This window comes from Variovorax sp. Soil_C_17, from assembly GCF_057657265.1.
The window spans coordinates 937,747-962,739 of record NZ_JBDGIT010000002.1; the positions used below are offsets into that span (position 1 = coordinate 937,747).

At 66.6% G+C, this 24,993-nt stretch carries 21 protein-coding genes and 4 tRNA genes; 10 read left to right on the top strand and 15 right to left on the bottom strand.

The window, feature by feature from the left end:
* Positions 1-5: 5 nt before the first annotated feature.
* The 5 genes from cysD (at position 6) to AC3A6Y_RS12940 (ending at position 4,329) form a co-directional block, all read left to right on the top strand.
* Positions 6-959, top strand: a complete 954-nt coding sequence (gene cysD / locus AC3A6Y_RS12920; RefSeq protein WP_487868621.1) for a sulfate adenylyltransferase subunit CysD — start codon at positions 6-8, stop codon at positions 957-959.
* Positions 959-2,299: a sulfate adenylyltransferase subunit 1 gene (locus tag AC3A6Y_RS12925; protein WP_487868622.1), complete on the top strand. Its 1,341-nt coding sequence runs from the start codon at positions 959-961 to the stop codon at positions 2,297-2,299. Before cysD ends, AC3A6Y_RS12925 begins: the two co-directional genes overlap by 1 nt.
* A gap of 36 nt (positions 2,300-2,335) precedes the next feature.
* Positions 2,336-2,665, top strand: a complete 330-nt coding sequence (gene fdxA, locus AC3A6Y_RS12930) for a ferredoxin FdxA (RefSeq protein ID WP_487868623.1) — start codon at positions 2,336-2,338, stop codon at positions 2,663-2,665.
* The gene (locus AC3A6Y_RS12935) at positions 2,623-3,684 is read left to right on the top strand and encodes an NAD(P)/FAD-dependent oxidoreductase (RefSeq protein WP_487868624.1); all 1,062 of its coding nucleotides are present in this window, start codon (positions 2,623-2,625) and stop codon (positions 3,682-3,684) included. Before fdxA ends, AC3A6Y_RS12935 begins: the two co-directional genes overlap by 43 nt.
* Positions 3,685-3,771: 87 nt before the next feature.
* Entirely contained in the window at positions 3,772-4,329 is a 558-nt protein-coding gene (locus AC3A6Y_RS12940; RefSeq protein ID WP_487868625.1) for a phosphatase PAP2 family protein, read from the top strand.
* A gap of 12 nt (positions 4,330-4,341) precedes the next feature.
* Here the strand turns inward: AC3A6Y_RS12940 and AC3A6Y_RS12945 are convergent, their stop codons facing one another.
* Positions 4,342-4,602 carry a TIGR04438 family Trp-rich protein gene (locus AC3A6Y_RS12945; RefSeq protein ID WP_487868626.1) on the bottom strand — a complete coding sequence of 87 codons (261 nt, stop codon included), beginning with the start codon at positions 4,600-4,602 and terminating at the stop codon, positions 4,342-4,344.
* 104 nt (positions 4,603-4,706) lie between these two features.
* Between AC3A6Y_RS12945 and AC3A6Y_RS12950 the strand changes: the two genes are divergently transcribed.
* A complete protein-coding gene (locus AC3A6Y_RS12950) occupies positions 4,707-5,012 on the top strand; it encodes a c-type cytochrome (protein ID WP_487868627.1) in 306 nt (101 codons plus the stop codon).
* Between the two features lie 6 nt (positions 5,013-5,018).
* On the opposite strand, the gene AC3A6Y_RS12955 is transcribed toward AC3A6Y_RS12950, so the two are convergent.
* Complete coding sequence (locus AC3A6Y_RS12955) at positions 5,019-5,540, bottom strand: LapA family protein (protein WP_487868628.1); 522 nt, start codon at positions 5,538-5,540, stop codon at positions 5,019-5,021.
* Between the two features lie 97 nt (positions 5,541-5,637).
* Positions 5,638-7,626, bottom strand: a complete 1,989-nt coding sequence (acs, locus tag AC3A6Y_RS12960) for an acetate--CoA ligase (RefSeq protein ID WP_487868629.1) — start codon at positions 7,624-7,626, stop codon at positions 5,638-5,640.
* Positions 7,627-7,815: 189 nt separating this feature from the next.
* Between acs and AC3A6Y_RS12965 the strand changes: the two genes are divergently transcribed.
* Positions 7,816-8,436, top strand: a complete 621-nt coding sequence (locus AC3A6Y_RS12965) for a YqhA family protein (RefSeq protein ID WP_309962199.1) — start codon at positions 7,816-7,818, stop codon at positions 8,434-8,436.
* 7 nt (positions 8,437-8,443) lie between these two features.
* Here AC3A6Y_RS12965 and fumC read toward each other — a convergent pair whose 3' ends face one another.
* Positions 8,444-9,841, bottom strand: coding sequence for a class II fumarate hydratase (fumC, locus tag AC3A6Y_RS12970; RefSeq protein ID WP_487868630.1), 1,398 nt, complete (start codon positions 9,839-9,841; stop codon positions 8,444-8,446).
* Positions 9,842-9,964: 123 nt separating this feature from the next.
* Here fumC and AC3A6Y_RS12975 point away from each other — a divergent pair, with 123 nt between their 5' ends.
* The 3 genes from AC3A6Y_RS12975 to AC3A6Y_RS12985 are packed head-to-tail and all read left to right on the top strand — an operon-like array spanning position 9,965 to position 13,100.
* Positions 9,965-11,515 (top strand): fumarate hydratase, encoded by a 1,551-nt coding sequence (locus AC3A6Y_RS12975; RefSeq protein WP_487868631.1) that lies wholly within the window; start codon positions 9,965-9,967, stop codon positions 11,513-11,515.
* The gene (murI, locus tag AC3A6Y_RS12980) at positions 11,512-12,318 is read left to right on the top strand and encodes a glutamate racemase (RefSeq protein ID WP_487868632.1); all 807 of its coding nucleotides are present in this window, start codon (positions 11,512-11,514) and stop codon (positions 12,316-12,318) included. The genes AC3A6Y_RS12975 and murI overlap by 4 nt, the downstream gene beginning before the upstream one ends.
* A 17-nt stretch (positions 12,319-12,335) precedes the next feature.
* On the top strand, positions 12,336-13,100 hold the full coding sequence (locus AC3A6Y_RS12985) for a PA3715 family protein (RefSeq protein WP_487868633.1): 765 nt from the start codon (positions 12,336-12,338) through the stop codon (positions 13,098-13,100).
* Here AC3A6Y_RS12985 and AC3A6Y_RS12990 read toward each other — a convergent pair.
* From AC3A6Y_RS12990 to AC3A6Y_RS13040, 11 genes are all read right to left on the bottom strand, one after another.
* A complete protein-coding gene (locus AC3A6Y_RS12990; protein WP_487868634.1) occupies positions 13,064-14,404 on the bottom strand; it encodes an MFS transporter in 1,341 nt (446 codons plus the stop codon). The two genes, AC3A6Y_RS12985 and AC3A6Y_RS12990, sit on opposite strands and share 37 nt — an antisense overlap.
* An 81-nt stretch (positions 14,405-14,485) precedes the next feature.
* Entirely contained in the window at positions 14,486-15,118 is a 633-nt protein-coding gene (locus AC3A6Y_RS12995; RefSeq protein ID WP_487868635.1) for a DUF6806 family protein, read from the bottom strand.
* Positions 15,119-15,140: 22 nt separating this feature from the next.
* Positions 15,141-15,233, bottom strand: a tRNA-Leu gene (locus AC3A6Y_RS13000).
* Between the two features lie 88 nt (positions 15,234-15,321).
* Positions 15,322-15,395: transfer RNA gene (locus tag AC3A6Y_RS13005), tRNA-Cys, on the bottom strand.
* A 76-nt stretch (positions 15,396-15,471) separates the two neighbouring features.
* Positions 15,472-15,547 (bottom strand) — tRNA-Gly (locus AC3A6Y_RS13010).
* Between the two features lie 54 nt (positions 15,548-15,601).
* Positions 15,602-18,043: an endopeptidase La gene (gene lon / locus AC3A6Y_RS13015; protein WP_487868636.1), complete on the bottom strand. Its 2,442-nt coding sequence runs from the start codon at positions 18,041-18,043 to the stop codon at positions 15,602-15,604.
* Between the two features lie 123 nt (positions 18,044-18,166).
* Complete coding sequence (gene clpX / locus AC3A6Y_RS13020; RefSeq protein ID WP_487868637.1) at positions 18,167-19,432, bottom strand: ATP-dependent Clp protease ATP-binding subunit ClpX; 1,266 nt, start codon at positions 19,430-19,432, stop codon at positions 18,167-18,169.
* Between the two features lie 139 nt (positions 19,433-19,571).
* Positions 19,572-20,180 carry an ATP-dependent Clp endopeptidase proteolytic subunit ClpP gene (gene clpP, locus AC3A6Y_RS13025; RefSeq protein WP_487868638.1) on the bottom strand — a complete coding sequence of 203 codons (609 nt, stop codon included), beginning with the start codon at positions 20,178-20,180 and terminating at the stop codon, positions 19,572-19,574.
* Between the two features lie 87 nt (positions 20,181-20,267).
* Positions 20,268-21,581 (bottom strand): trigger factor, encoded by a 1,314-nt coding sequence (tig, locus tag AC3A6Y_RS13030; RefSeq protein ID WP_309962182.1) that lies wholly within the window; start codon positions 21,579-21,581, stop codon positions 20,268-20,270.
* Positions 21,582-21,609: 28 nt separating this feature from the next.
* Positions 21,610-21,696: transfer RNA gene (locus AC3A6Y_RS13035), tRNA-Leu, on the bottom strand.
* Positions 21,697-21,808: 112 nt separating this feature from the next.
* Positions 21,809-24,988, bottom strand: coding sequence for an efflux RND transporter permease subunit (locus tag AC3A6Y_RS13040; RefSeq protein WP_487868639.1), 3,180 nt, complete (start codon positions 24,986-24,988; stop codon positions 21,809-21,811).
* Between the last annotated feature and the right edge of the window lie 5 nt (positions 24,989-24,993).

Consider the following 24,993-nt stretch of genomic DNA (forward strand, 5'->3'; position numbering starts at 1 on the left):
ACCCGATGAACGCCAGAACCGAACACGACCTGCTGCTGCACACCGCGCACGCTCCGACCCGCCTGTCGAACACGCAGCTCGATGCGCTGGAGGAAGAAGCCATCTTCATCCTGCGCGAGGTCGCTGCCTCCTTCGAGCGGCCGACCCTGCTGTTCTCGGGCGGCAAGGACTCGCTGGTGCTCCTGAAGTGCGCCGAGAAGGCCTTCGGCGCCGGCCGCCTGCCCTACCCGCTGCTGATGATCGACACCGGCCACAACTTCCCCGAAGTGACGGCCTTCCGCGACCACCGCGCACAGGAACTGGGCGCCGAGCTGATCGTGCGCAGCGTCGAGGATTCGATGGCGCGCGGCACCGTGCGGCTGGCGCATCCGGGCGAGTCGCGCAACGTGCACCAGTCGGTGACCTTGCTCGAAGCGATCGAGGAATTCCGCTTCGACGCGCTGATCGGCGGCGCGCGGCGCGACGAGGAGAAGGCCCGCGCGAAGGAGCGCATCTTTTCCCACCGCGATGCCTTCGGGCAATGGCAGCCCAAGGACCAGCGGCCGGAGCTGTGGACCCTGTTCAACACCCGCCTGGCGCCCGGCGAGCACTTCCGCGTGTTCCCGATCTCGAACTGGACCGAGCTCGACGTGTGGCAGTACATCGAGCGCGAGAAGATCGCCCTGCCCTCGATCTACTACACCCACAAGCGCGAGGTGATCGAGCGCCGCGGCCTGCTGGTGCCGGTGACCGCGCTCACGCCGCCGCGCGACGGCGAGCAGATCGAGCTGCGCGACGTGCGCTTCCGCACCGTGGGCGACATCACCTGCACCTGCCCGGTCGAGAGCCTGGCGGCCGACGCCGCCGGCGTGGTGATCGAAACGCTGGCCGCCGAGGTCAGCGAGCGCGGTGCCACGCGCATGGACGACAAGACTTCCGAGGCTTCGATGGAAAAGCGCAAGAAAGACGGCTACTTCTGATGACTGCGACGACCACCCCTTCCCCCGCGGCCGCGGCCATCCACGGCGACACGGGCACGGCCCTGCGCTTCATCACCTGCGGCAGCGTCGACGACGGCAAGAGCACGCTGATCGGCCGCCTGCTGGTCGACAGCAAGACGGTGCTGCAGGACCAGCTCGCCGGCGTGCAGCGAGGCGGCGAGACCGACCTGGCGCTCTTGACCGACGGGCTCTCGGCCGAACGCGAACAAGGCATCACCATCGACGTCGCCTACCGCTACTTCTCCACGGCCCGGCGCAAGTTCATCATCGGCGACGCGCCGGGCCATGAGCAGTACACGCGCAACATGGTCACCGCCGCCTCCAGCGCCGACGCTGCGGTGGTGCTGGTCGACGCGACCAAGCTGGCCTGGGCCGCCGAGGTGGGCGACGGCGAGGTGGTCAAGCGCGAGCTGCTGCCGCAGACGCGCCGTCATACGCTCTTGTGCCACCTGCTGCGCGTGCAGTCCATCGTCTTCGCTGTCAACAAGCTCGATGCCATTGCCGATGCAGAGCTTGCCTTCGAGCGCATCTCGGAAGCACTCGCGAGCTTCGCAGAGGCCGCGGGCGTGAATGTCGCGGCCACGGTGCCGATCTCGGCGCTGAAGGGCTGGAACGTGGCTTCCCGCCATGCCGACTGGTGCGGCTACGAAGGTCCGAGCCTGATCGAGCTGCTGGAGGAGCTGCCCGTCACCCAGCAGGACGAGGCCGTGCCCTTCGCTTTTCCGGTCCAGTGGGTCGAGAAGTTCTCCGGCTCGGCCGACACTTCCAAGGGCCGCCGCGTGTTCTGGGGCCGGGTCGCCAGCGGCCACGTGGAGCCGGGCCAGCGCGTCGCCGTGCTGCCGGGCAACCAGGTCGCGACCGTGGCGCAGGTGCTGAGCCACACGCGCCAGCCCAAGACCGTGCATGCGGGCCACAGTGCCGGCATCGTGCTCGACCGGGAGCTCGACGTCTCGCGCGGCGACTGGCTGCTGGCGCCCGAGGCCTTCGAGCCCGTGCGCGAGATCACCGCCACCATCGCCTGGCTGGACGACGAGCCGCTGGCCGCGGGCCGCGTTTACTGGGCGCTGCAGGGCCACCGCTGGGTCAAGGCCAAGGTGGCGCGCATCATCGACCGCGTCAATATCACGACGCTCGATTCCGAGCCCGCGGACCGGCTGGAGCCCAACTCGATCGGCGACGTGGTGCTGTCGCTGCAGCAGCCGCTCGCCGTGCTGCCATTCGCGCAATCGCGCGCGCTGGGCTCGCTGGTGCTGGTCGACACCGCATCCCACCGCACCTCGGCGGCCGTGCTGGTGCAACCCGCGCCGGCAAAGGCCTAAAATTCCTGGTTTTCCCGAACGATCCAACGCCCCGCCATGACCCACGTCGTCTCCGAAGCCTGTATCCGCTGCAAGTACACCGATTGCGTCGATGTCTGTCCCGTGGACTGCTTCAGGGAAGGTCCCAACATGCTGGTGATCGATCCGGACGAGTGCATCGACTGCGCGGTCTGCATTCCCGAATGCCCGGTCAACGCGATCTATGCCGAGGAGGACCTCCCCAGCAATCAGCTCGCCTTCATCAAGCTCAACGCCGAGCTGGCCCTGGCCGACGGCTGGAAGAGCATCACCAAGCGCAAGCCGCCGCTGCCGGATGCCGACGAGTGGAAAGACAAGACCGACAAGATCGGGGAGCTGGTGCGCTGAGCACGCTCCCCGCGCCCATCGAGACCGACGCGCTGGTCATCGGCGCCGGCCCCGTCGGGCTGTTCCAGGCTTTCCAACTGGGTCTGCTCGAGATCCCCTGCCACATCGTCGACGCGCTGCCCGCGGCGGGCGGCCAGTGCGTGCAGCTCTACGGCGACAAGCCGATCTACGACATCCCAGGCATTCCGGCGACCAGCGGGCATGGCCTGGCAGCTGCGCTGCTGGAGCAGCTCGCGCCGCTGAAGCCCAGCTTCCATTTCGAGCAGCAGGTCGCGACGCTGGAACGTCAGCCCGACCGGCGCCTGCTGCTTCGCACCTCCAAGGAGACGGGCTTTCTTGCGAAAACCGTGTTCATCGCCGCGGGCGTCGGCGCCTTCGTTCCCAAGCGCATCGCGCTGGAGGGCATCCAGCGCTACGAAGGCACCGTGCTTTTCTATCATCCGGAATCGCTGGAACGCTTCGACGGCCAGGCCGTGGTGGTCAATGGCGGGGACGACGCTGCGCTGGCCACCGCGCTCGCGCTGGTCGGGCGGGCCCGCCAGGTCACGCTGGTGCACCGGCGCGATGGCTTCCAGGCCGACGAAGCGCTGGTGGCGCGCATGCGGACGGCGGTGGCCGAAGGCAGCATGCGCCTCGCCGTGGGCCAGCCCGCTGCCTTCGATGGCAAGGCGCTGCAGATCGCCACGCCCGAAGCGCAGACCCTGAGCCTGCCGCTCGATGCGCTCATCGCCTGCCTCGGCATCTCGCCCCGGCTCGGCCCCATCGCCGACTGGGGGCTGGACCTGGTGCGCAAGCAGATCCCGGTCGACACCGAACGCTTCCAGACGCACGAGCCCGGCGTGTTCGCGGTCGGCGACATCAACACCTACCCGGGCAAGAAGAAGCTGATCGTCTGCGGCTTCCACGAGGCGACGCTGGCAGCCTGGGGCGCCACCGAGATCGTGTTCCCCGGCAAGGCGGTGCCGCTGCAGTACACCACCACCAGCACCCGATTGCACCAGTTGCTGGGCGTGGATTGAGCCGGCGGTACCTTCCGAGACGATCCTGAACGGAGCGTTCAGGGTGCATTCATCAAATCGCCGCACCTCGGCTCTATCATGCCCGGCATGCAGGCGCTGAACATCGCACTCTTCCAGGTACTCGGCGCCGGCCACGATCCAGACCCGCTGCTTCTCTGGTTTGCCGGCAACGTGGCGGAGGGCGCTTCCTGGGTGTGCGTGGCCATGATGGCATGGGCCGCATGGCGCTGGCCCGCCCAGCGGCTCTATGCGTTGGCAGCGCTGGTCACGGCCGCCGCGGCCTCCTTGCTGGCCCATGAGTTGGCCGAAGTCTTCGCGATGCCGCGGCCCTTCGTGCTCGGTCTGAGCCCGGCATATATCGAGCATGGCATCCGCGGCTCGCTGCCGAGCGCGCATGCCACGGTGATGTTCACGGTCGGCCTGGTGTTCTGCATGCGGCCGGCACTCAGGAAGGTCGGGCTTGCAATTCTGGCGGTCGCCGTCCTGACGGGCTGGGCCCGCATCTACGTCGGCGTGCATTTTCCGTTCGACATCCTGGCCGGGCTGCTCCTGGCCGGCGCCATCGCCGCAGCCTTCTGGCTGCTCCACCAACTGGGCCGGCGATGCATTGCGCCACTGATCGCCCGCGATAGCCTGGGCGCCTAGGCAACGGCCGCCTCAGCGGCCGCGGCGGCGGCGGTTGGAGCGGCTGCTCAACAGGCCCATCTGGCTGCGCTGCCGGTCGATGCGCGCTTGCCGGCGTTCATTTTCGCGCTCGACCACCTTGCGCTTGGTGTAGCCCGAGGCATCGGCCCAGGCCCACCAGGCCATGGCGAGCCCGAAGGGAATGAGCACCACCCACCAACTCCATTGCGCCACGAAGCCGACTTCGAAGTACTTGAGGGCCACTGCGAGCAGGCCGAGCAATAGAAACCACATGTAGAAACTCCTCCGATCGTCCGGCCGGCATGAAGATGGACCGTGCACCGCGCTACCTACAATCGCGTTGGATCGACTTTAACGCACCCACGTCACGCAACCCCATGAAAAGAGCGCTTCTCGTCGCCGCGCTGGGCCTGGCCGCCTCGGCCCCGGCCCTGGCCGACCTGGCACTGGCCACCTCCAAGAACTGCATGAGCTGCCACGCAGTCGACCGCAAGATCCTCGGGCCCTCCTTCAAGGAGGTCGCGGCCAAGTACAAGGACAACAAGGGCGCGGCCGACATGCTGGCCACCAAGATCATCAAGGGCGGCTCCGGCGTCTGGGGCGCGGTGCCGATGCCCGCCAACAACCAGGTCAGCGAGGCCGACGCCAAGAAGCTGGCGGCCTGGGTCCTGTCGGCGAAGTAGCGGCGCTCAAACGGGCGGCGGCATGCCCGCGACGGGCGCCGCCACCGTCGTGGCCGGCGACCTGCGGTCGAAGCGGTCTTCGAGCTGGCCGATGTGCGCTGCCAGCGTGTTGTCGGTCTGGTCGGATCGCACCTTGATCATGGTCTCCAGCTGTTCGACGCGCGCCAGCAATGCGGCATGCCGCTCGGCGTTGCGTGCCATGTGGGCGTTCTCCTGCGCTTCCAGGAAGTTGCGCAGCTCGGTGAAGCGCGAGGCCTCGGCACGGTCGGCCAGGTCACGCTGGGCCTGCATCTCCTTCGTGTGGCGGCGCGTCTCGAGCAGCACCGTCGTCTGCAGATAGACCACATAGGCCACGAAGAAGATGCCCAGCAGCGCCGTGAGCGCCAGCATGATCAGGCCGAGCGGCGCCGTCACCTGCATGAAGCCGAGCGACATCGCGGTGGGCGCGGCGAGCACGCTCCAGTTCAGGGCCGCGAGCGCTGCGATCAGCAGCACGACCACCAGCAGCACGCCTGTTCTCAATCCCATGGAAGTCTCTCCTCGACATTCGATGGGTTGTTTGTAACGCATCCCGGCCGCCGCCCCTGTCGGACGGAGGCGCGGGTGCCGCGCCGGCGGACCGGGCCTAGTACGCCTGGCCCAGCTGCTCCAGGATGGCCGGGTTCTCGAGGGTCGAGGTGTCCTGCGTGATGGCCTCGCCCTTGGCGATGCTGCGCAGCAGCCGCCGCATGATCTTGCCGCTGCGGGTCTTGGGCAGGTTCTCGCCGAAGCGGATGTCCTTGGGCTTGGCGATCGGCCCGATCTCCTTGGCCACCCAGTTGCGCAGCTCGGCGGCCAGCTGCTTGGCTTCGTCCCCGCTCGGACGGCCGCGCTTGAGCACGACGAAGGCGCAGACCGCCTCGCCCGTCACGTCGTCGGGGCGGCCGACCACTGCGGCTTCCGCCACCAGGTCGGTCTTGGCGACCAGCGCCGACTCGATCTCCATCGTGCCGAGCCGGTGGCCCGAGACGTTGAGCACGTCGTCGATGCGCCCCGTGATGCGGAAGTAGCCGCGGTCGGCGCTGCGCACCGCACCATCGCCGGCCAGGTAGATGGTGCCGCCCATCTCCTCGGGGAAGTAGCTCTTCTTGAAGCGCTCGGGGTCGTTCCAGATGGTGCGGATCATCGAGGGCCAGGGCCGTTTGATCACCAGCATGCCGCCCGCGCCGTTCGGGATGTCCTTGCCGGTCTCGTCGACGATCGCAGCCATGATGCCGGGCAGCGGCAGGGTGCAGGAGCCGGGCACCAGGGGCGTGGCGCCGGGCAGCGGCGTGATCACGTGGCCGCCGGTCTCGGTCTGCCAGAAGGTGTCGACGATCGGACACTTCTCGTGGCCGACGTTCCGGTGGTACCACATCCAGGCTTCGGGATTGATCGGCTCGCCCACCGTGCCGAGGATGCGCAGCGTGGACAGGTCCCAGTTCTTGGGGTGCACCTTCTCGTCGCTGTCGGCGGCCTTGATCAGCGAGCGGATCGCGGTCGGTGCCGTGTAGAAGACCGTGACCTTGTGCTTCTCGATCATCTGCCAGAAGCGGCCCGCGTGCGGGAAGGTGGGAATGCCTTCGAACACCACCTGCGTGGCGCCGGCCGCGAGCGGACCGTAGGCGACGTAGGTGTGGCCGGTGATCCAGCCGATGTCGGCGGTGCACCAGAACACGTCTTCGGGCCGGATGTCGAAGGTCCAGTCCATGGTGAGCTTGGCCCACAGCAGGTAGCCGCCGGTGGCATGCTGCACGCCCTTGGGCTTGCCGGTCGAGCCCGAGGTGTAGAGGACGAAGAGCGGGTGCTCGGCGCCCACCGGCTCCGGCGGGCATTCGCTGCCCTGCCCCTTGAGCACCTCGTCGAAGGTCTTGTCGCGGCCCGCGACCATGTTGCAGGCGGTCGCGGTGCGCTGGTAGACGAGCACGGTCTTGAGCGTGTCGCAGCCGCCCAGCGCGAGTGCGTCGTCGACGATCGCCTTGAGCGGAAGCTCCTTGCCGCCGCGCAGCTGGAAGTTGGACGTGACCACCGCCACCGCGCCGGCGTCGATGATGCGCTCCTGCAGCGCCTTGGCCGAGAAGCCGCCGAACACCACGCTGTGCGTCGCGCCGATGCGGGCGCAAGCCTGCATTGCGATCACGCCTTCGATGGTCATCGGCATGTAGACGATGACGCGGTCGCCCTTGCGGATGCCCTGCGCCTTGAGCGCGTTGGCGAACTGCGAGACGCGCCCCAGCAACTCCTTGTACGTGACCTTTGTGACCGTGCCGTCGTCGGCCTCGAAGATGATGGCCGTCTTGTTCTCGACCGGCGTGCCCATGTGCTTGTCGAGGCAGTTGGCCGAGGCGTTGAGCTCGCCGTCCTCGAACCACTTGTAGAACGGCGCCTTGGATTCGTCGAGGGTGCGCGTGAAGGGCTTGGTCCACACCACGTTGGCCTTGGCCTGCCGGGCCCAGAAGCCCTCGAAGTCGTCGGCGGCCTCCTTGCACAGGGCCTCGTAGGCGGCCATGCTGTCGATGCGTGCGCCCTTTGCGGCGCGGGCATCGGGCGGGAACACGCGGTTCTCGATCAGGACGGACTCGATCGTGCTGCTCATTTTTTGCCTCCGGTAGATAGCTGGAAACTGACGGCCGCTAATGTCAGCGCCCGCACTTACGAATGACTGACGCCCCATGTTAGCGACTGCATCGTGACACATCGGCGGCCTGGGGGCACTCCGATCGGCGCCGCGTGGGCACTCTAGAATCGCGCGTTCCCCGCCCCCATCCCACCGGCCTGCCCACCGATGTCCAATCTCGACCCCATCCTCCAGAAACATGCCGGCAAGTCCTCGCCGCTGCGCCCCCTGCCCAACCTGATTTTCGCCAGCCGCTGGCTGCAGTTGCCGCTCTACCTGGGCCTGATCGTCGCGCAGGGCGTGTACGTGGTGCACTTCCTGGTCGAGCTGCTCCATCTGGTGGAAGCGGCCTTCGGCAGCGAAGAGGCGCTGAAGTCGCTGATCACCAGCATCGGCTACAAGACCACCGCGCCGGTCACCACGCTCAACGAGACGGTGATCATGCTGGTGGTGCTGGCGCTGATCGACGTGGTGATGATCTCCAACCTGCTGATCATGGTGATCGTCGGCGGCTACGAGACCTTCGTGAGCCGCATGAACCTCGAAGGCCACCGCGACCAGCCCGAGTGGCTGAGCCACGTGAATGCCTCGGTGCTGAAGGTCAAGCTGGCGACCGCCATCATCGGCATCAGCTCCATCCACCTGCTCAAGACCTTCATCAACGCCGACAACTACACCGATCGGGTGCTGATCGCGCAGACGGCGATCCACATCGCTTTCCTGCTGTCGGCGATGGCGATCGCGTTCACCGACCGGCTGATGGCGCCGCCGCCCTCCGCCGGTCACTGAGAAGGCCTCAGCGGCCGGTCATCTTCTCCGGCACCACCCACTGGTCGAACTGCTCGGCCGTGAGATGGCCGGAGGCGATCGCCGCCTCGCGCAGGCTGCTGCCTTCCTTGTGCGCCTTCTTCGCGATGAAGGCCGCCTTGTCGTAACCGATGTGGGTGTTCAGCGCCGTCACCAGCATCAGCGAACGCTGCACCAGCTCCGTGATGCGCTCGCGGTTGGGCTCGATGCCGACCGCGCAGTGGTCGTTGAAACTGCGCATGCCGTCGGCCAGGAGGCGCACGCTCTGCAGGAAGTTGTGGGCCACCATGGGGCGGAACACGTTGAGCTCGAAGTTGCCCGAGGCCCCGCCGATGTTGATCGCCACGTCGTTGCCGAACACCTGCGCGGCCAGCATGGTGACCGCCTCGCTCTGCGTCGGATTGACCTTGCCCGGCATGATCGACGAGCCCGGCTCGTTCTCCGGGATGCTCAGCTCGCCGATGCCGCTGCGCGGCCCGCTGGCCAGCCAGCGCACGTCGTTGGCAATCTTGGTCATGCTGGCGGCCAGTGTCTTGAGCGAGCCGTGCGCATGCACCAGCCCATCGACCGAGGCCATCGCCTCGAACTTGTTGGGCGCGGTGATGAAGGGCAGGCCGGTGAGCTTCGCGAGCTCCGCCGCCACCTGCTCGGCATAGCCCTTGGGCGCATTGAGCCCGGTGCCGACCGCGGTGCCGCCGAGCGCCAGTTCGCACAGATGCGGCAGCGCGGCGCGCACGTGCGCCTCGCCATGGGCCAGCTGGGCCACGTAGCCCGAGAACTCCTGGCCCAGCGTGAGCGGGGTTGCGTCCTGCAGGTGGGTGCGGCCGATCTTGACGATGTCGGCGAACTCCTGCGCCTTCTTGTCGAGCGTCTCGCGCAGCTGCGCGATGGCCGGCAGCAGCCGGTGCGTGAGCGCCTCGACGGCCGCGACATGCATCGCGGTCGGGAACACGTCGTTCGAGGATTGGCTGCGGTTCACGTCGTCGTTGGGATGCACGAGACGCCCTTCGCCGCGCTCGCCGCCCAGCAACTCGCTGGCGCGGTTCGCCAGCACCTCGTTCACGTTCATGTTGGTCTGCGTGCCCGAGCCGGTCTGCCAGACGACCAGAGGGAACTCGTCGCCGTGCCGGCCTGCGATCACCTCGTCGGCCGCCGCGACGATGGCCTGCGTCTTTTTCTCGTCCTGCAGGCCCAGCGCATGGTTCACCACTGCCGAAGCACGCTTGACCTGCGCCAGCGCCTTGATGATCTCGCGCGGCTGCTGCTCGCCGGAGATGTCGAAGTTCTGCAGCGAGCGCTGCGTCTGCGCGCCCCACAGCTTGCCGGCCGGCACCTCGATGGGGCCGAAGGTGTCGCGTTCGATTCGGGTCTGGGTGGATATCGCCATGAAAAAAGCTCCGCTGTCAAAATGGAGGGCGCGCCTGGCGCACCGGGGCATCCGCCCAGTATCGTTGCAAACAAGAACGGCTCGCATTTGTGCGAGTACTTTCCCCCTCCCACGGACTCTGCCATGACCATCATCCAGCAAACCGACCTGATCGAGTCGGTTGCCGCCGCGCTCCAGTACATCAGCTACTACCACCCCACCGACTACATCGCCCACCTGGCGCGCGCCTACGAGCGCGAGCAGAGCCCCGCGGCCAAGGACGCGATGGCGCAGATCCTGACCAACAGCAAGATGAGCGCGACCGGGCAGCGGCCGATCTGCCAGGACACCGGCATCGTCAACGTCTTCCTGAAGGTGGGCATGGACGTACGCTGGGGCGGCTTCACCGGCAGCCTTGATGAAGCGATCAACGAGGGCGTTCGCCGCGGCTACAACCACCCCGACAACATGTTGCGCGCCTCCGTGGTGGCCGATCCGCAGTTCGATCGCAAGAACACCAAGGACAACACGCCGGCGGTGATCTTCACCGAGATCGTCCCCGGCAACACGGTGGAGGTGACGGTAGCCGCCAAGGGCGGCGGCAGCGAGAACAAGAGCAAGCTGGTGATGCTGAACCCCGGCGACAGCGTGGTCGACTGGGTGCTCAAGACCGTGCCCACGATGGGCGCCGGCTGGTGCCCGCCGGGGATGCTCGGCATCGGCATCGGCGGCACGGCCGAGAAGGCGGCGCTGATGGCCAAGGAAAGCCTGATGGACGACCTCGACATGCACGAGCTGCTGGCGAAGAAGCGTTCGGGCGCCGAGCTGGACAAGGTGGAAGCGCTACGCGTGGAGCTCTACGAGAAGGTCAATGCGCTGGGCATCGGCGCGCAGGGACTGGGGGGCTTGGCCACGGTGCTCGACGTCAAGATCAAGATGTATCCCACGCATGCAGCCAGCAAGCCGGTGGCCATGATCCCGAACTGCGCCGCCACGCGGCACGCGCACTTCGTGCTCGACGGCTCGGGCCCCGTCTACCTCGAAGCCCCCTCGCTGGACCTGTGGCCCAAGATCGACTGGGCGCCCGACTACAACAAGAGCAAGCGGGTCGACCTCGACACCCTCACGCCGGCCGAGGTGGCGAGCTGGAAGCCGGGCGACACGCTGTTGCTCAAGGGCAAGATGCTGACCGGCCGCGACGCCGCGCACAAGCGCATCGCAGACATGCTGGCCAAGGGCGAGAAGCTGCCGGTGGACTTCACCAACCGGGTGATCTATTACGTGGGCCCGGTCGATCCGGTCAAGGGCGAGGCAGTGGGCCCGGCCGGCCCGACCACGGCCACCCGCATGGACGGCTTCACCGAGATGATGCTGGCAAAGACCGGCCTGATCGCGATGATCGGCAAGGCCGAGCGCGGGCCGGTGGCGATCGAGGCGATCCAGAAGCACAAGAGCGCCTATTTGATGGCCGTGGGCGGCGCCGCCTACCTGGTGAGCAAGGCCATCAAGACCGCCAAGGTGGTGGGCTTCGCCGACCTGGGCATGGAGGCGATCTACGAGTTCGACGTGGTCGACATGCCGGTGACGGTGGCAGTGGACGCCGGCGGCACCAGCGCCCACATCACCGGCCCCGCGGAATGGCAGAAGCGCATCGCCAGCGGGGAGTTCAAGACCATCATGATGGAAGAGGCTTGAGCCCCTCGCCCATCGGCGTGTTCGACAGCGGCGTGGGCGGGTTGAGCGTGCTCAACGCGCTGCGCGAGGAATTGCCGCATGAGCGCTTCGTGTACTTCGCCGACGCGGGCCACGCGCCCTACGGCGAGCGGGAAGACGCCTACGTGGCGATGCGCACCCGCACGGTCGCGCGCTACCTGCTGGAGCGGCACCGGATCAAGGCTCTGGTGGTCGCCTGCAACACCGCCACCGCGGCAGCCATCCACGAGCTGCGGAACGAACATCGGGCGCTGCCGGTGGTCGGCGTCGAGCCGGCCCTCAAGCCCGCGGTGGCGGCGACGCGCACCGGCCATATCGCGGTGATCGCGACCCGCGTGACACTGGAGAGCCGCAAGTTCGGGGCGCTGCATGCCTCGCTGGCCGGACAGGCGGACTTCCGCATCGTTCCTTGCGACGGACTGGCGGGCGCGATCGAATGCGGCGACACCGCCGAAATCGCCACCTTGAGCGAACGCTATCTGCGACACGCCGGCCGTTTCGGCAGCGCGCCCGGGGAGATCGACACCCTGGTGCTGGGCTGCACGCACTACCCCTTCATCGCGACCGAACTGCGCCGCCATTGCGGCGAATCGGTGCGCTTCATCGACACCGGTGCGCCCGTCGCGCTGCAGACGCGGCGGCTGCTGGCAGAGACCGGGCAGCTGGCCGCCGAAGGCGAAGGCAGCGTTGCCCTCCTGAGCAGCGCGGCCCCCGAGGCGCTCGATGCCGCGGCGGCGCGCTGGCTCGCGCGACCGGCAGAGACTGCGGCCGCGGCCAGCGCTTGATTCCTTCCGTTGCGCGCATGGCTCTTCGCCTGGTCCTTGCCTGTCTGCTGGCCCTGCTGAGCGCCACCGGCCACGCAGCCTGCGACACCGGCCTCGCGGAGCGCATGCACGCCAAGCTGCATCCGAAGCGGGCGCTCGACCACGAACGCGCCGTATGCCAGCCCTGGCGCGGCTTTGCGGGGCGCTTCATCGTCGTGCTGCCGTTGCCGCGCCCCTCTTCCGACCCCGGCGTAATGCAGTTCGATCTGGACGTGCTGGTGGTGCAGCAGGCGGACAACGGCAACACCGATCGCGCCACGGTCGTCAGCCGCCTGTACGAGGCCTCGGCCATGCGCGAGGATGCGGTCCGCATCAGCGAGATCAAGGTCGACACGGCGCGCTACACCCTGGCCGCCGACGCGCGCGCTTTCGGCCTGCGCATCGTGCGCCAGGGCTCGTCGCGCGTGAATCCCTACTCGAACGAGACGCTCACGCTGTACGTCCCGCAGGGCGCCAAGCTCGCGCGGGTGCTCGACGCCCTCGAGATGACGCTGGAGCGCGGCGAGTGGGACGCCAACTGTGCCGGCAACTTCGAGACCGTGCGCAGCAGCCTGTCCGTCGCGCGCAGCACGAGCCACGGCTGGGCGGACCTGCTCCTGCGCCGGACCCGCACCGAGACCCGCTCCAGCTCGCAGGGCGACGAATGCGTGACGCACGAGCGTCCGGCGAAGTTCTCGTCGCAGACGCTGCGCTTTGACGGAACGGCCTACCGCGCTGCCAAGGGTCGCTCTGCTTCCGACTGAGCCCCCTCTCCGCGCAGCGCCGCCGCCCGGCCCCGCCGCATGTCGATCGGCAGCAGCAGCAGCAGGCCTGCGACGAACAGCGTGCTGGTCGCGAGGATGGCGATGCGCTGGTTGCCGCCGGTAGCCCAGGTGATGGTCCCGTAGCTCAAGGGGCCGATGATCGCCGCCAAACGTGTGGCAAAGCTCCAGAGGCCGAAGAACTCCGCCAGCTGCCGCGGCGGCGCGAGCAAGCCGGTCATGGCGCGCCCCGCCGACTGGCTCGAACCCATGGCCAGGCCCGCGATCGTCGCGGCCCACCAGAACCCGCCCTTGGTCGTGACCGAGGCCGCGATGACGCACACTGCGATCCACGCCACCAGCGCACCCGACAGCGCGAGACGATGGCCGATGCGGTCCTGCAGATAGCCGAAGCCGAAGGCGCCCAGCGCCGCGGCAATGTTGAGCACGAAGATCAGCATCATGGTCTCGCTCGGCACGAAGCCGATCACCTGCTCCGCATAGATCGCCGCCAGCGTGATCGCCACCGCCACGCCGCCCTGGTAGCAGACGGTGCAGGCCAGCAGCCACATGAAGTCGCGGTAGGCGCGCGCCTGGCGGAAGGTGTCGCGCAGTTGCTGCCAGGCGCTGCGCCTGTCGGCTGCCAGCTGAGGCTGCGCCCGCTCGGGCAGCAGCGCAAAGGTGGCGCAGGCAGCCAGGCCGTAGATGGCTGCGGTGATCAGCATCGTGACCGGCACGAAGTGCGCGGCGGGCAGGCTCCGGGCCTGCGACCACAGCACATAGGCCAGGCACAACCCGAGCGCGAGCATGCCGCCGATGTAGCCGAAGGCCCAACCCCACCCGCTGACTTTGCCCATGCCTTCGGCCGTCGCCAGTTCCGGCAGGAAGGCGCCGGTGAGCGACTCGCCGTAGGAGTAGAAGGTGTTCGAGACCACCACCAGGCCCATCGCCAGCGCGACGGCGAAAGGGCCGCCGAGCTGCGGCGTGATCGCCAGCGCCGCAGTGCCGAGCACGCAGCCGGCCGTGACGATCGCCAGGATCCTTTTCTTCGCGGCATGGAGGTCGGCCCAGGCGCCGATCGCCGGCATGCTCAGCATGACGATCGCATAGGAGATGCTCAGGGCCACCGTCCACGCGAAAGGTCCCCAGGGCGCGCCCTTGGTGATCCCGCCGACGAAATAGGCGGCGAACACCGCCGTGATCACGACGGTGGTGTAGCCCGAGTTGGCGAAGTCGTACATTGCCCAACCGAACACTTCGCGCTTGCGCACGCCGGGACGGAGGGCGGACTGGGAAAAAAGGGCCAAGCGACTCTCCTCGTACAGAAGGTCGCAGAGCATAGCGGAGCGGGTTGACCGCTCCGTGGCGCAGCTTCAGCGCCTGCGTGCTCAGTGCAGGTGGCGCGGGCGGCGTCCGCCGCCATGGCCGCCGGCGCCCGGGCCACCGGTGCCGCCGCGGGGGCGCTTGCCGATCTCGAGCGAATTCACCAGCGCATCGAAGCGGTCGCCGAAGAGCTTGTCGATCTCGGCCACCACGCCACCGAGCTCGGCGCCGTCGAAGTGGCGCTCCATGAGGTTCACCACGTCCTCGACCAGGAGGTCGCGCTGGACCTGCATGATCGCGGCCGGGTTGGGGCCGATGAAGAGCATCAGGAAGTCGTCGCGGGACTCTTCATCGGGATCGCTCTCTTCCTCGTCGAAGTCGGTGTCGTAGAAGGTGACCTCGATCGCGGCGCCCTGCTCGGCGAGCTCGTTGAGGGCCATGCACATCTCGTCGAGCGCCTGGCGGAAATCTTCGTCGCCGGCAACCGTCCAGCAGATCTGGAGCATGTGCTCCTTCTGCTCGAAGCGGATGCCGGGCTCTTCCTCATAGACGCTGTTCGCGCCATCGGCCAGCGAACGGGCGCCAGCGTATTTCCAGAGCGGTTTCAGGGCTTCCTGAATCTGCTCGAAGCTCGCATCAGGGCGCAGCGGCACGTCGCCGTGGACGTGGATTTCGAACGGAGCGTTGTAGCGAGGCATGTCATGCTCCCTTGTGATGTGGTGGTGCCCGGAACCGGGGTCGAACCGGTACGCCCCTTATGCAGGAAGCGGCGGATTTTAAGTCCGATGTGTCTACCAATTTCACCATCCGGGCGTCCGGTTGGATAGGGACGATACCCGAAACGAGAACAGCCCCGACAACGATGGTTGGAGGGGCTGTTCTCTTCGATACCGAGGAAGGGTGGAGGCGCGACCCGGAGTCGAACCGGGCTAGACGGATTTGCAATCCGTTGCATAACCGCTTTGCTATCGCGCCACGCGTTGAATCGACGTTTTCTTCTTGCTTGGAACTCGCGAAAAAAAGGGAAGCTTGAAGCTTCCCTTTTGAAAACTGGAGCGGGAAAAGAGTCTCGAACTCTCGACCTCAACCTTGGCAAGGTTGCGCTCTACCAACTGAGCTATTCCCGCGTTTCAAGCCTTAAATTATATAGCACTTTTTCGAGCTCTCGCAAGGGCCGAGGCTCAATGCTTGATCGAGCCTTCCGCAGGCTGCGGTGCACGCTGCTTGGCCTGCTCGGCCATTGCTGCAGCGGAGGCCGCGACCTCCTCATCCGACAGCGGCGTCGGCTCCTTCTCCAGCGCGATCTCGAGCACCTTGTCGATCCACTTCACCGGCACGATCTCGAGGCCGTTCTTCACGTTCTCGGGGATGTCCTGCAGGTCCTTGGCGTTCTCCTCCGGGATCAGCACGGTCTTGATGCCGCCGCGCAGGGCGGCCAGCAGCTTTTCCTTCAGGCCGCCGATGGCAGTGACTTCTCCGCGCAGCGTGATCTCGCCGGTCATCGCGACGTCGGCGCGCACGGGGATGCCGGTCAGGGCCGACACGAAGGCGGTCGTCATCGCGGCGCCCGCACTCGGGCCGTCCTTGGGCGTGGCGCCGTCGGGCACGTGGATGTGGATGTCGCGCTTCTCGAACACCTCGTCCTTGATGCCGAGCCGGCGTGCGCGGCTGCGCACCACGGTGCGGGCGGCCTCCACCGACTCCTTCATGACGTCGCCGAGCGAGCCGGTGCGGCTGATCACGCCCTTGCCGGGCATCGTCACGGCCTCGATCGTGAGCAGGTCGCCACCGACTTCGGTCCATGCCAGGCCGACCACCTGGCCCACCTGATTCTGCTTCTCGGCTAGGCCGAAGGTGTACTTGCGCACGCCGAGGAAGTCGTTGAGGTTCTTGCCCTCGACCAAGACCTTGGGCGTCATCTTCTTGAGCAGCAGGCCCTTGACCGTCTTGCGGCAGATCTTGGAAAGCTCGCGCTCGAGCGAACGCACGCCGGCCTCGCGGGTGTAGTAGCGCACGATGTCGCGCACGGCCTCCTCGGTGATCAGGAGTTCGTCCTCCTTCACGCCGTTGTTCTTCATCTGCTTGGGCAGCAGGTACTTGAGCGCAATGTGCGTCTTCTCGTCCTCGGTGTAGCCCGCAAGGCGGATCACTTCCATCCGGTCCAGCAGCGCCGGCGGAATGTTCATCGAGTTCGAGGTGGCGACGAACATCACGTCGGAGAGGTCGAAGTCGACCTCGACGTAATGGTCGCCGAAGGTGTGGTTCTGCTCGGGGTCCAGCACTTCCAGCAGCGCGCTCGATGGATCGCCGCGGAAGTCGGTGCCCAGCTTGTCGATCTCGTCCAGCAGGAACAAGGGATTGCGCGTGCCCACCTTGTTCAGGCTCTGCAGCACCTTGCCCGGCAATGCGCCGATGTAGGTGCGGCGGTGCCCGCGGATCTCGGCCTCGTCGCGCATGCCGCCCAGCGCCATGCGCGTGTACTTGCGGCCGGTCGCCTTGGCGATCGACTGGCCCAGCGAGGTCTTGCCCACGCCCGGCGGACCCACGAGGCAGAGGATCGGCGCCTTCACCTTGTCGACGCGCTGCTGCACCGCAAGATATTCAAGGATTCGGTCCTTGACCTTTTCGAGACCGTAGTGGTCCTCGTTGAGCACCTCCTCGGCATGCGCGAGGTCGTGCTTGATCTTGGTCTTCTTGCTCCAGGGCAGGCCGATCAGCACGTCGATGTAGTTGCGCACCACGGTGGCCTCGGCCGACATGGGCGACATCAGCTTGAGCTTCTTGAGCTCGCCTTCGGCTTTCTTGAGCGCTTCCTTGGGCATCTTGGCGAGCTTGATCTTCTTCTCGATCTCCTCGACGTCGGCGCCCTCTTCGCCTTCGCCCAGTTCCTTCTGGATCGCCTTGACCTGCTCGTTCAGGTAGAAGTCGCGCTGGTTTTTCTCCATCTGGCGCTTGACGCGGCCGCGGATCTTCTTGTCGACATTGAGGATGTCGACCTCGCGCTCCAGCTGGCCGAACAGGTTCTCCAGCCGGGCCTTGATGTCGTCGAGGTCGAGCACCGCCTGCTTGTTGTCGAGCTTGAGCGGCAGGTGGGCGGCGATGGTGTCGGCCAGGCGGCCCGGATCGTCGATGCTCGAGATCGAGGTCAGGATCTCGGGCGGGATCTTCTTGTTGAGCTTGACGTACTGGTCGAACTGCTGCATCACCGCGCGGCGCAGCGCCTCGACCTCGGTGCCCTTCTGCACCGCGGCCTCGGGCACTTGCACGGGCGTCACGTTGGCGGAGAAATGCGTCTCGCCGTCGTCGATGCGGTTGACGCGCGCGCGCTGCTGGCCCTCGACCAGCACCTTCACCGTGCCGTCGGGCAGCTTCAGCATCTGCAGGATGGTCGAGATGCAGCCGACCTCGAACATGTCCTCGACAGACGGCTCGTCCTTGGCGGCGGCCTTCTGGGCGACCAGCATGATCCGGCGCTCCGCTTCCATTGCGAGCTCGAGCGCCTTGATGCTCTTGGGCCGGCCGACGAAAAGCGGGATCACCATGTGGGGGAAAACGACCACGTCGCGCAGCGGCAGCAGCGGCAGGTCGATTTCGGTGGCAGGCAGAGGGGTATGACCGGACATGGAAATCCTTTACTTGATCATGGAAAGATGGTCGGCCGCGCGCGCTTTTCAAGCCCGCGGGCACAGTAATCGCCGAAGACGCCGGTCGCCGGTATCCGAGGGGCCGGCCTGACAGTCACTCAATCAGGCCTTCTTGGCCGCCTCGCGGTACACGAGGAGCGGTGGCTTGTTTTCGTCGATTGTGGATTCTTCGACCACGACCTTGTCGACATTGGTGGCATTCGGCAGCTCGAACATGGTGTCGATCAGGGATTGCTCCAGGATCGAGCGCAGGCCGCGGGCACCGGTCTTGCGGGCCAGCGCCTTGCGCGCAATGGCCTTGAGCGCCGCCGGACGGATCTCGAGGTCGACGCCTTCCATCTGCAGCAGCTTGGTGAATTGCTTGACCACCGCGTTCTTCGGTTCGGTCAGGATCTGCACCAGGGCGTCCTCGCTGAGCTCGGCCAGTGACGCAACGACCGGCATGCGGCCGACCAGTTCCGGAATCAGGCCGAACTTGATCAAGTCCTCGGGCTCGACCTCGCGGAACACCTCGGTCAGGCTGCGTTGCTGCTTGCTCTTGACCGAAGCGCCGAAGCCGATGCCGGAGGCCTCGGTGCGGTTCTCGATCACCTTCTCCAATCCCGCGAAGGCACCGCCGCAGATGAACAGGATGTTGGTCGTGTCGATCTGCAGGAAGTCCTGATTGGGGTGCTTGCGCCCGCCCTGCGGCGGCACGCTGGCCATGGTGCCTTCGATCAGCTTGAGCAGCGCCTGCTGCACGCCCTCGCCCGACACGTCGCGGGTGATCGAGGGGTTGTCGGATTTGCGCGAGATCTTGTCGATCTCGTCGATGTAGACAATGCCGCGCTGCGCCCGCTCCACCTCGTAGTTGCAGCTCTGCAGCAGCTTCTGGATGATGTTCTCGACGTCCTCGCCCACATAGCCGGCCTCGGTCAGCGTGGTGGCGTCGGCCATCACGAAGGGCACGTCGAGCATGCGGGCCAGGGTCTGGGCCAGGAGGGTCTTGCCGGAACCGGTGGGGCCGATCAACAGGATGTTGCTCTTGCTGAGCTCGACGTCTTCGCCCTTGGCCTTGTCCTTGTGGCGCAGCCGCTTGTAGTGGTTGTAGACCGCCACCGACAGCATGCGCTTGGCAGGCTCCTGGCCGATGACGTAATTGTCGAGGTTGGCCTTGATCTCCAGCGGCGTCGGCAGGTCGCTGCGCGCCTCGCGCGATTCCTCGCCGGCGGGCAGCTCGTCGCGAATGATCTCGTTGCAGAGATCGATGCACTCGTCACAAATGAAAACCGACGGGCCGGCGATCAGCTTCTTGACCTCGTGCTGGCTCTTCCCGCAGAACGAGCAGTAAAGCGTTTTTTCGCTGGAAGAGCCTTTTTTCTCGGCCATGGACAGATGCCTCGTAACGGGGGTTTAACAATGATAGCGAAGAAGGAAGACCCTCGGCCCGTCCCCAACCCGAACAAAAACGGCGTTTTCCGTACGGAAAACGCCGTTGTCGCCGCCGGGGCGCCTCAGCGCCCCCGGCTCAGCTGCGCTTGGCGATCACCTGGTCGACCAGGCCGTAGTCCTTGGCTTCGTCCGCGGTCAGGAAGTAGTCCCGCTCGGTGTCGCGGGCGATCTTCTCCAGCGGCTGGCCGGTGCGCTCGGCCAGGATGCGGTTCATCTGCTCGCGCGTCTTCAGGATGTCGCGGGCATGGATCTCGATATCGGTCGCCTGGCCCCGGGCGCCGCCCAGAACCTGGTGGATCATGATCTTGGAGTTGGGCAGCGAAAAACGCTTGCCCTTCTCGCCCGCTGCCAGCAGGAAGGCGCCCATGCTGGCGGCGAAGCCCACGCACAGGGTCGACACGGCCGGCTTGATGAACTGCATGGTGTCGTAGATCGCCATGCCGGCGCTCACGCTGCCGCCGGGCGAGTTGATGTAGAACGAGATGTCCTTGTCCGGGTTCTCGCTTTCCAGAAAGAGCAGCTGCGCCACCACCAGGTTGGCGGTCTGGTCGTTGACCTCGCCCACCAGGAAGATCACCCGCTCCTTGAGCAGCCGCGAATAGATGTCGTAGGAACGCTCGCCGCGGCCCGATTGCTCGATGACCATCGGGATCATGCCGAGGCCTTGAATGTCCTGTGCGCTCATGTGTGCTCTCCAGAGAGGTTTTGTACTGTACCCAGACGACATGGGGCCCGTGCCACAAAGCACAAGCCCCACGAGGTGGCCGGCGCGTCAGCCCTGCTGGGCCATCAGCTCGTCGAAGGAGACCGACTTGGCATTGACCTTCGCTTGGCCGAGCACGAAATCCGTGACGTTGTTCTCGATCACCACCGCCTCGACCTCGGCCAGGCGGCGGTTGTCGCTGAAGTACCAGCGCACCACGTCGGCCGGCTTCTCGTAGCTGGCCGCCAACTCGTCGATGTGGGCCTTGATCTGCTCGGGCTTGGCCTGCAGGTTGTTGGCGCGCACCAGCTCAGCCACGACCAGGCCCAGACGCACGCGGCGCTCGGCCTGCGGGCGGAACACGTCGTCGGGGATCGGGGCCTTGTCGGCGTCCTTGATGCCACGCTGCTTGAGCTCGGCACGGGCGCCTTCGACCATGCGGTCGACCTCGGCCTGGACGCTCGACTTGGGCAGGTCCAGCTCGGCGTTGGCGATCAGCGCGTCCATCACGGCGTTCTTGTTGCGTGCCAGCAGGCGGAACTTGACTTCGCGCTCCAGGTTCTTCTTGATGTCGGCGCGCAGGCCTTCGACGGTGGCCTCGGCGATGCCGAGCGACTTGGCCAGCTGCTCGTTGACCTCGGGCAGGTGCGAGGCCTCGATCTTCTTGACCGTGACCATGAAGTCGGCCTGCTTGCCGGCCACGTCCTTGCCGTGGTAGTCGGCCGGGAAGGACAGCGGGAAGGTGCGGCTGTCGCCGGCCTTGAGGCCGCGCACGGCGTCCTCGAATTCCTTGAGCATCTGGCCCTCGCCGACGATGAACTGGAAGTCGTCGGCCTTGCCGCCCTGGAAGGGCTCGCCGTCGATCTTGCCCTCGAAGTCGACCGTCACGCGGTCCCCGTCCTGCACGGCGGCGTCCTGGGCGCGCTGGGCGAAGGTGCGGCGCTGCTTGCGCAGAATGTCGAGCGTCTTGTCGATCGCATCGTCGCCCACCTCGGCGCTGAGCTTCTCGACCTCGGCATTGGAGAGGTCGTTGATCTTGACGTCGGGGAAGACCTCGAAGACCGCGTCGAAGGCCAGCTGGCCCTCGGGCGCCTCTTCCTTCTCGGTGATGCGCGGCTGGCCGGCCACGCGCAGCTTGGCCTCGTTGGCGGCCTGCGAGAAGGCCTCGCCGACCTTGTCGTTCATGACCTCGTAGTGCACCGAGTAGCCGTAGCGCTGGGCCACCACGGTCATCGGCACCTTGCCGGGGCGGAAGCCGTCCATCTTGACGGTGCGGGCCAGCTTCTTGAGGCGTGAATCGACCTCGGACTGGATGGTGCCGACGGGCAAGGTCAGCGTGATCTTGCGCTCGAGCTTGTCGAGGGTTTCAACGTTCACGGTCATTTGTGTCTTCCTTGAGAGGGTCTTGTGCTGGTGCGCGGGGCCGGACTCGAACCGGCACGTTCTTGCGAACGTCAGGACCTAAACCTGGTGCGTCTACCAATTTCGCCACCCGCGCGGTTCCAGTTTTTTCAGGTGATGAATACGGAAGGCGGCCCGCAGGCCGCCTTCGCATTCGAATAGCAGCCGGCCGGGAAAGCCGACCGCCTGAAATCGGTCAACCGCGTATTTTAAGCGCGAACCAGGGCCTCCTCGGCCTCCTTGGCGGGGTTGGCTTCATCACGGCGCACGCGGAACCAGGCCGCGTACATTGCCGGCAGGGCCAGCAGCGTCAGCACGGTGGCAACGATGAGGCCGCCCATGATGGCGATCGCCATCGGCCCCCAGAAGACGCTGCGCGACAGCGGGATCATCGCCAGCACCGCCGCGGCCGCGGTCAGCACGATGGGGCGCAGCCGGCGCACCGCCGATTCGACGATCGCATCCCAGGTCGGCACGCCGGCCGCGCGGTCGTGCTCGATCTGGTCGATCAGGATCACGGCGTTGCGCTGGATCATGCCCATCAGCGCGATCACGCCCAACAGGGCCACGAAGCCGAAGGGCCGGTTCGTCACCAGCAGCGCGCCGGCCACGCCGGCGATGCCCAGCGGTCCGGTCAGGAAGACCAGCATCGAACGGCTGAAGCTGTGCAGCTGCAGCATGAGCAGCGTGAAGACCAGGAACAGCATGATCGGAATGCCCGCCACGATCGACGACGAGCCCTTGCTGCTCTCCTCCACCGCGCCCGCCACTTCGATGCGGTAGGCGCCCTGCCCTTCGGCATGCCACTTGGCCTCCAGCTTGCGTAACGCCGGCAGCAGCTGCTCGGTGACGGTGGCGCCCTGCAGCCCCTCGACGATGTCGCCCTGCACCGTGATCGCGTAGTCGCGGTTCTCGCGCCACATCACGCCGGGCTCCCAACTGAACACCGGCCGGGCGATCTGCGTCAGCGGGATCGAACGGCCGGAACTGGTGGGCAGGTAGGCGTTGCCGATGTCCGAGATCGCCTCGCGCTCGTCGGGCTGCTGGCGCAGCACGATGTCGATCAGCAGGTCGTTCTCGCGGTACTGGCCGATGGTGGTGCCGCTGAACATCGTGCGCGAGGCCTGCGCGATGGCCTGGCTGGTGACGCCGAGGGCGCGCGCCTTGTCCTGGTCCACCTCGAGCCGGATCACCTTGACCGACTCGTTCCAGTTGTCGTTCACGCCGCGCATGTTGGCGTTGTCGCGCATGATCGCCTTGACCTCGTCGGCATGCGTGCGCAGCAGTTCCGGCTCGGTCCCGATCACGCGGAACTGCACCGGATAGGCCACCGGCGGCCCGTTGGGCAGAAGCTTCACGCGGCCGCGGATCTCGGGGAACTCCTCCGCCAGCAGCCCCGGCAGCTTGAGGCGCAGCGACTCGCGGTACTTGAGGTCCTTGGCCAGCACGATCAATTGCGAGACGTTGGTCTGCGGGAACACCTGGTCCAGCGGCAGGTAGAAGCGCGGCACGCCGGAGCCGACCCAGGTGCTGACGGTGGTGATGCCCTCTTCCTTCAGCAGCCGCTGCTCGACGCGCTTGGCGACCTCCTCGTTGGCGGCGAAGGAGGTGCCTTCGGGGAACCACAGGTCGACCATGATCTCCGGCCGGCTCGAATCGGGAAAGAACTGCTGCTGCACCTTGCCCATGCCGACGATGCCCAGCGCGAAGGTCAGCAGGGTCGCGCCGATGGTCAGCCAGCGGTGCTTGACGCACCAGTTCACCGTGCGCCTGAAGGTGCTGTAGAAGGGCGAGTCGAACAGCTCGTGCGGCGGCTCCTCGGGATCGTGCGGCTTCACCTTCAGCAGCAAGGTGCCGAGGTAGGGCACGAAGTAGACCGAGACCAGCCAGCTCAGCACCAGCGCGATCACCGTCACCGCGAAGATCGCGAAGGTGTACTCGCCCGTCACCGACTTCGCGATGCCGATGGGCAGGAAGCCCGCGGCCGTGATCAGCGTGCCGGTCAGCATCGGCTTGGCCGTGACGTCGTAGGCGAAGGTGGCGGCACGAACCTTGTCGTAGCCCTCCTCCATCTTCCGCACCATCATCTCGACCGCGATGATCGCGTCGTCCACCAGGAGGCCGAGCGCGATGATCAGCGAACCCAGCGAGATCTTGTGCAGCCCGATGCCGAAGTAGTTCATCGCGAGGAAGGTCACGGCCAGCACCAGCGGAATGGTGATCGCCACCACCAGGCCCGGGCGGATGTCGATGTAGTACCCGAAGCGCCCGCCCTTGTGGAGCCCGAGCGCGATGAAGCTCACCGCCAGCACGATGGCCACAGCCTCGATCAGCACCCGCACGAACTCGTTCACCGAGGTCGAGACCGCCACCGGCTGGTTCTGCACCTGCGCCAGCTTCACGCCCGCCGGCAGGCGCTTGTCGATCTCGGCGGTGGCCGCGCGCAGGGACTCGCCGAGCGTGATGATGTCGCCGCCCTTGGCCATGGAGATGCCCAGCGCGATCACCTCCTTGCCCTGGTGCCGCACCTTGACCTGCGGCGGATCGACATAGTCCCGGCGGATTTCCGCGATGTCACCGAGGCGCATCTGGCTGCCCGAAGTGCCGCGGATCGGCATCGCGCGCAGCTGGTCCACGCTGGTGAACTGGCCGGCCACCCGCACCTGCACCACGTCCTGCGGCGCCTGGATCGTGCCGGCGCTCTCGATGGCGTTCTGCTGCCCCAGCTGCGACAGCACGGTGTTGAAGTCCAGCCCCAGCTGCGCCAGGCGTTTCTGCGAGACCTCGACGAAGACCTTCTCGTCCTGCACGCCGAACTGCTCGACCTTGGCCACGTCCTGCACGCGCAGCAGCTGCTGGCGCACGTCGTCGGCGAAGGTCTTGAGCTCGGCATATCTGAAGCCGTCGCTTTCCAGCGCATAGATCACGCCGTAGACGTCGCCGAAGTCGTCGTTGAAGAAGGGGCCCTGGATGCCCGCCGGAAGGGTGCCGCGGATGTCGCCGATCTTCTTGCGGACCGTGTACCAGACGTTGGCGACGTCGCCGGGCTTCGACGAGTCCTTGATCTGGAAGATGATCTGCGACTCGCCGGGCTTGGAGTAGCTGCGGATCTTGTCGGCGTAGGGTGCCTCCTGCAGCGTGCGCTCGAGCTTGTCGGTCACCTGCTCGGCCACCTGCTGCGCGGTCGCGCCGGGCCAGTAGGTGCGCACCACCATCGCGCGGAAGGTGAAGGGCGGGTCCTCGTCCTGGCCCAGCTGGAAGTAGGCCGCGAAGCCCAGCAGCATCAGCACCAGCATCAAATAGCGGGTGAGCGCGGGATGGTCCAGCGCCCACTTCGAGAGGTTGAAGCCGGGCTTGCCGGCGCCGGCGGCGGTGGTCTCTGGCGTCATCGAGC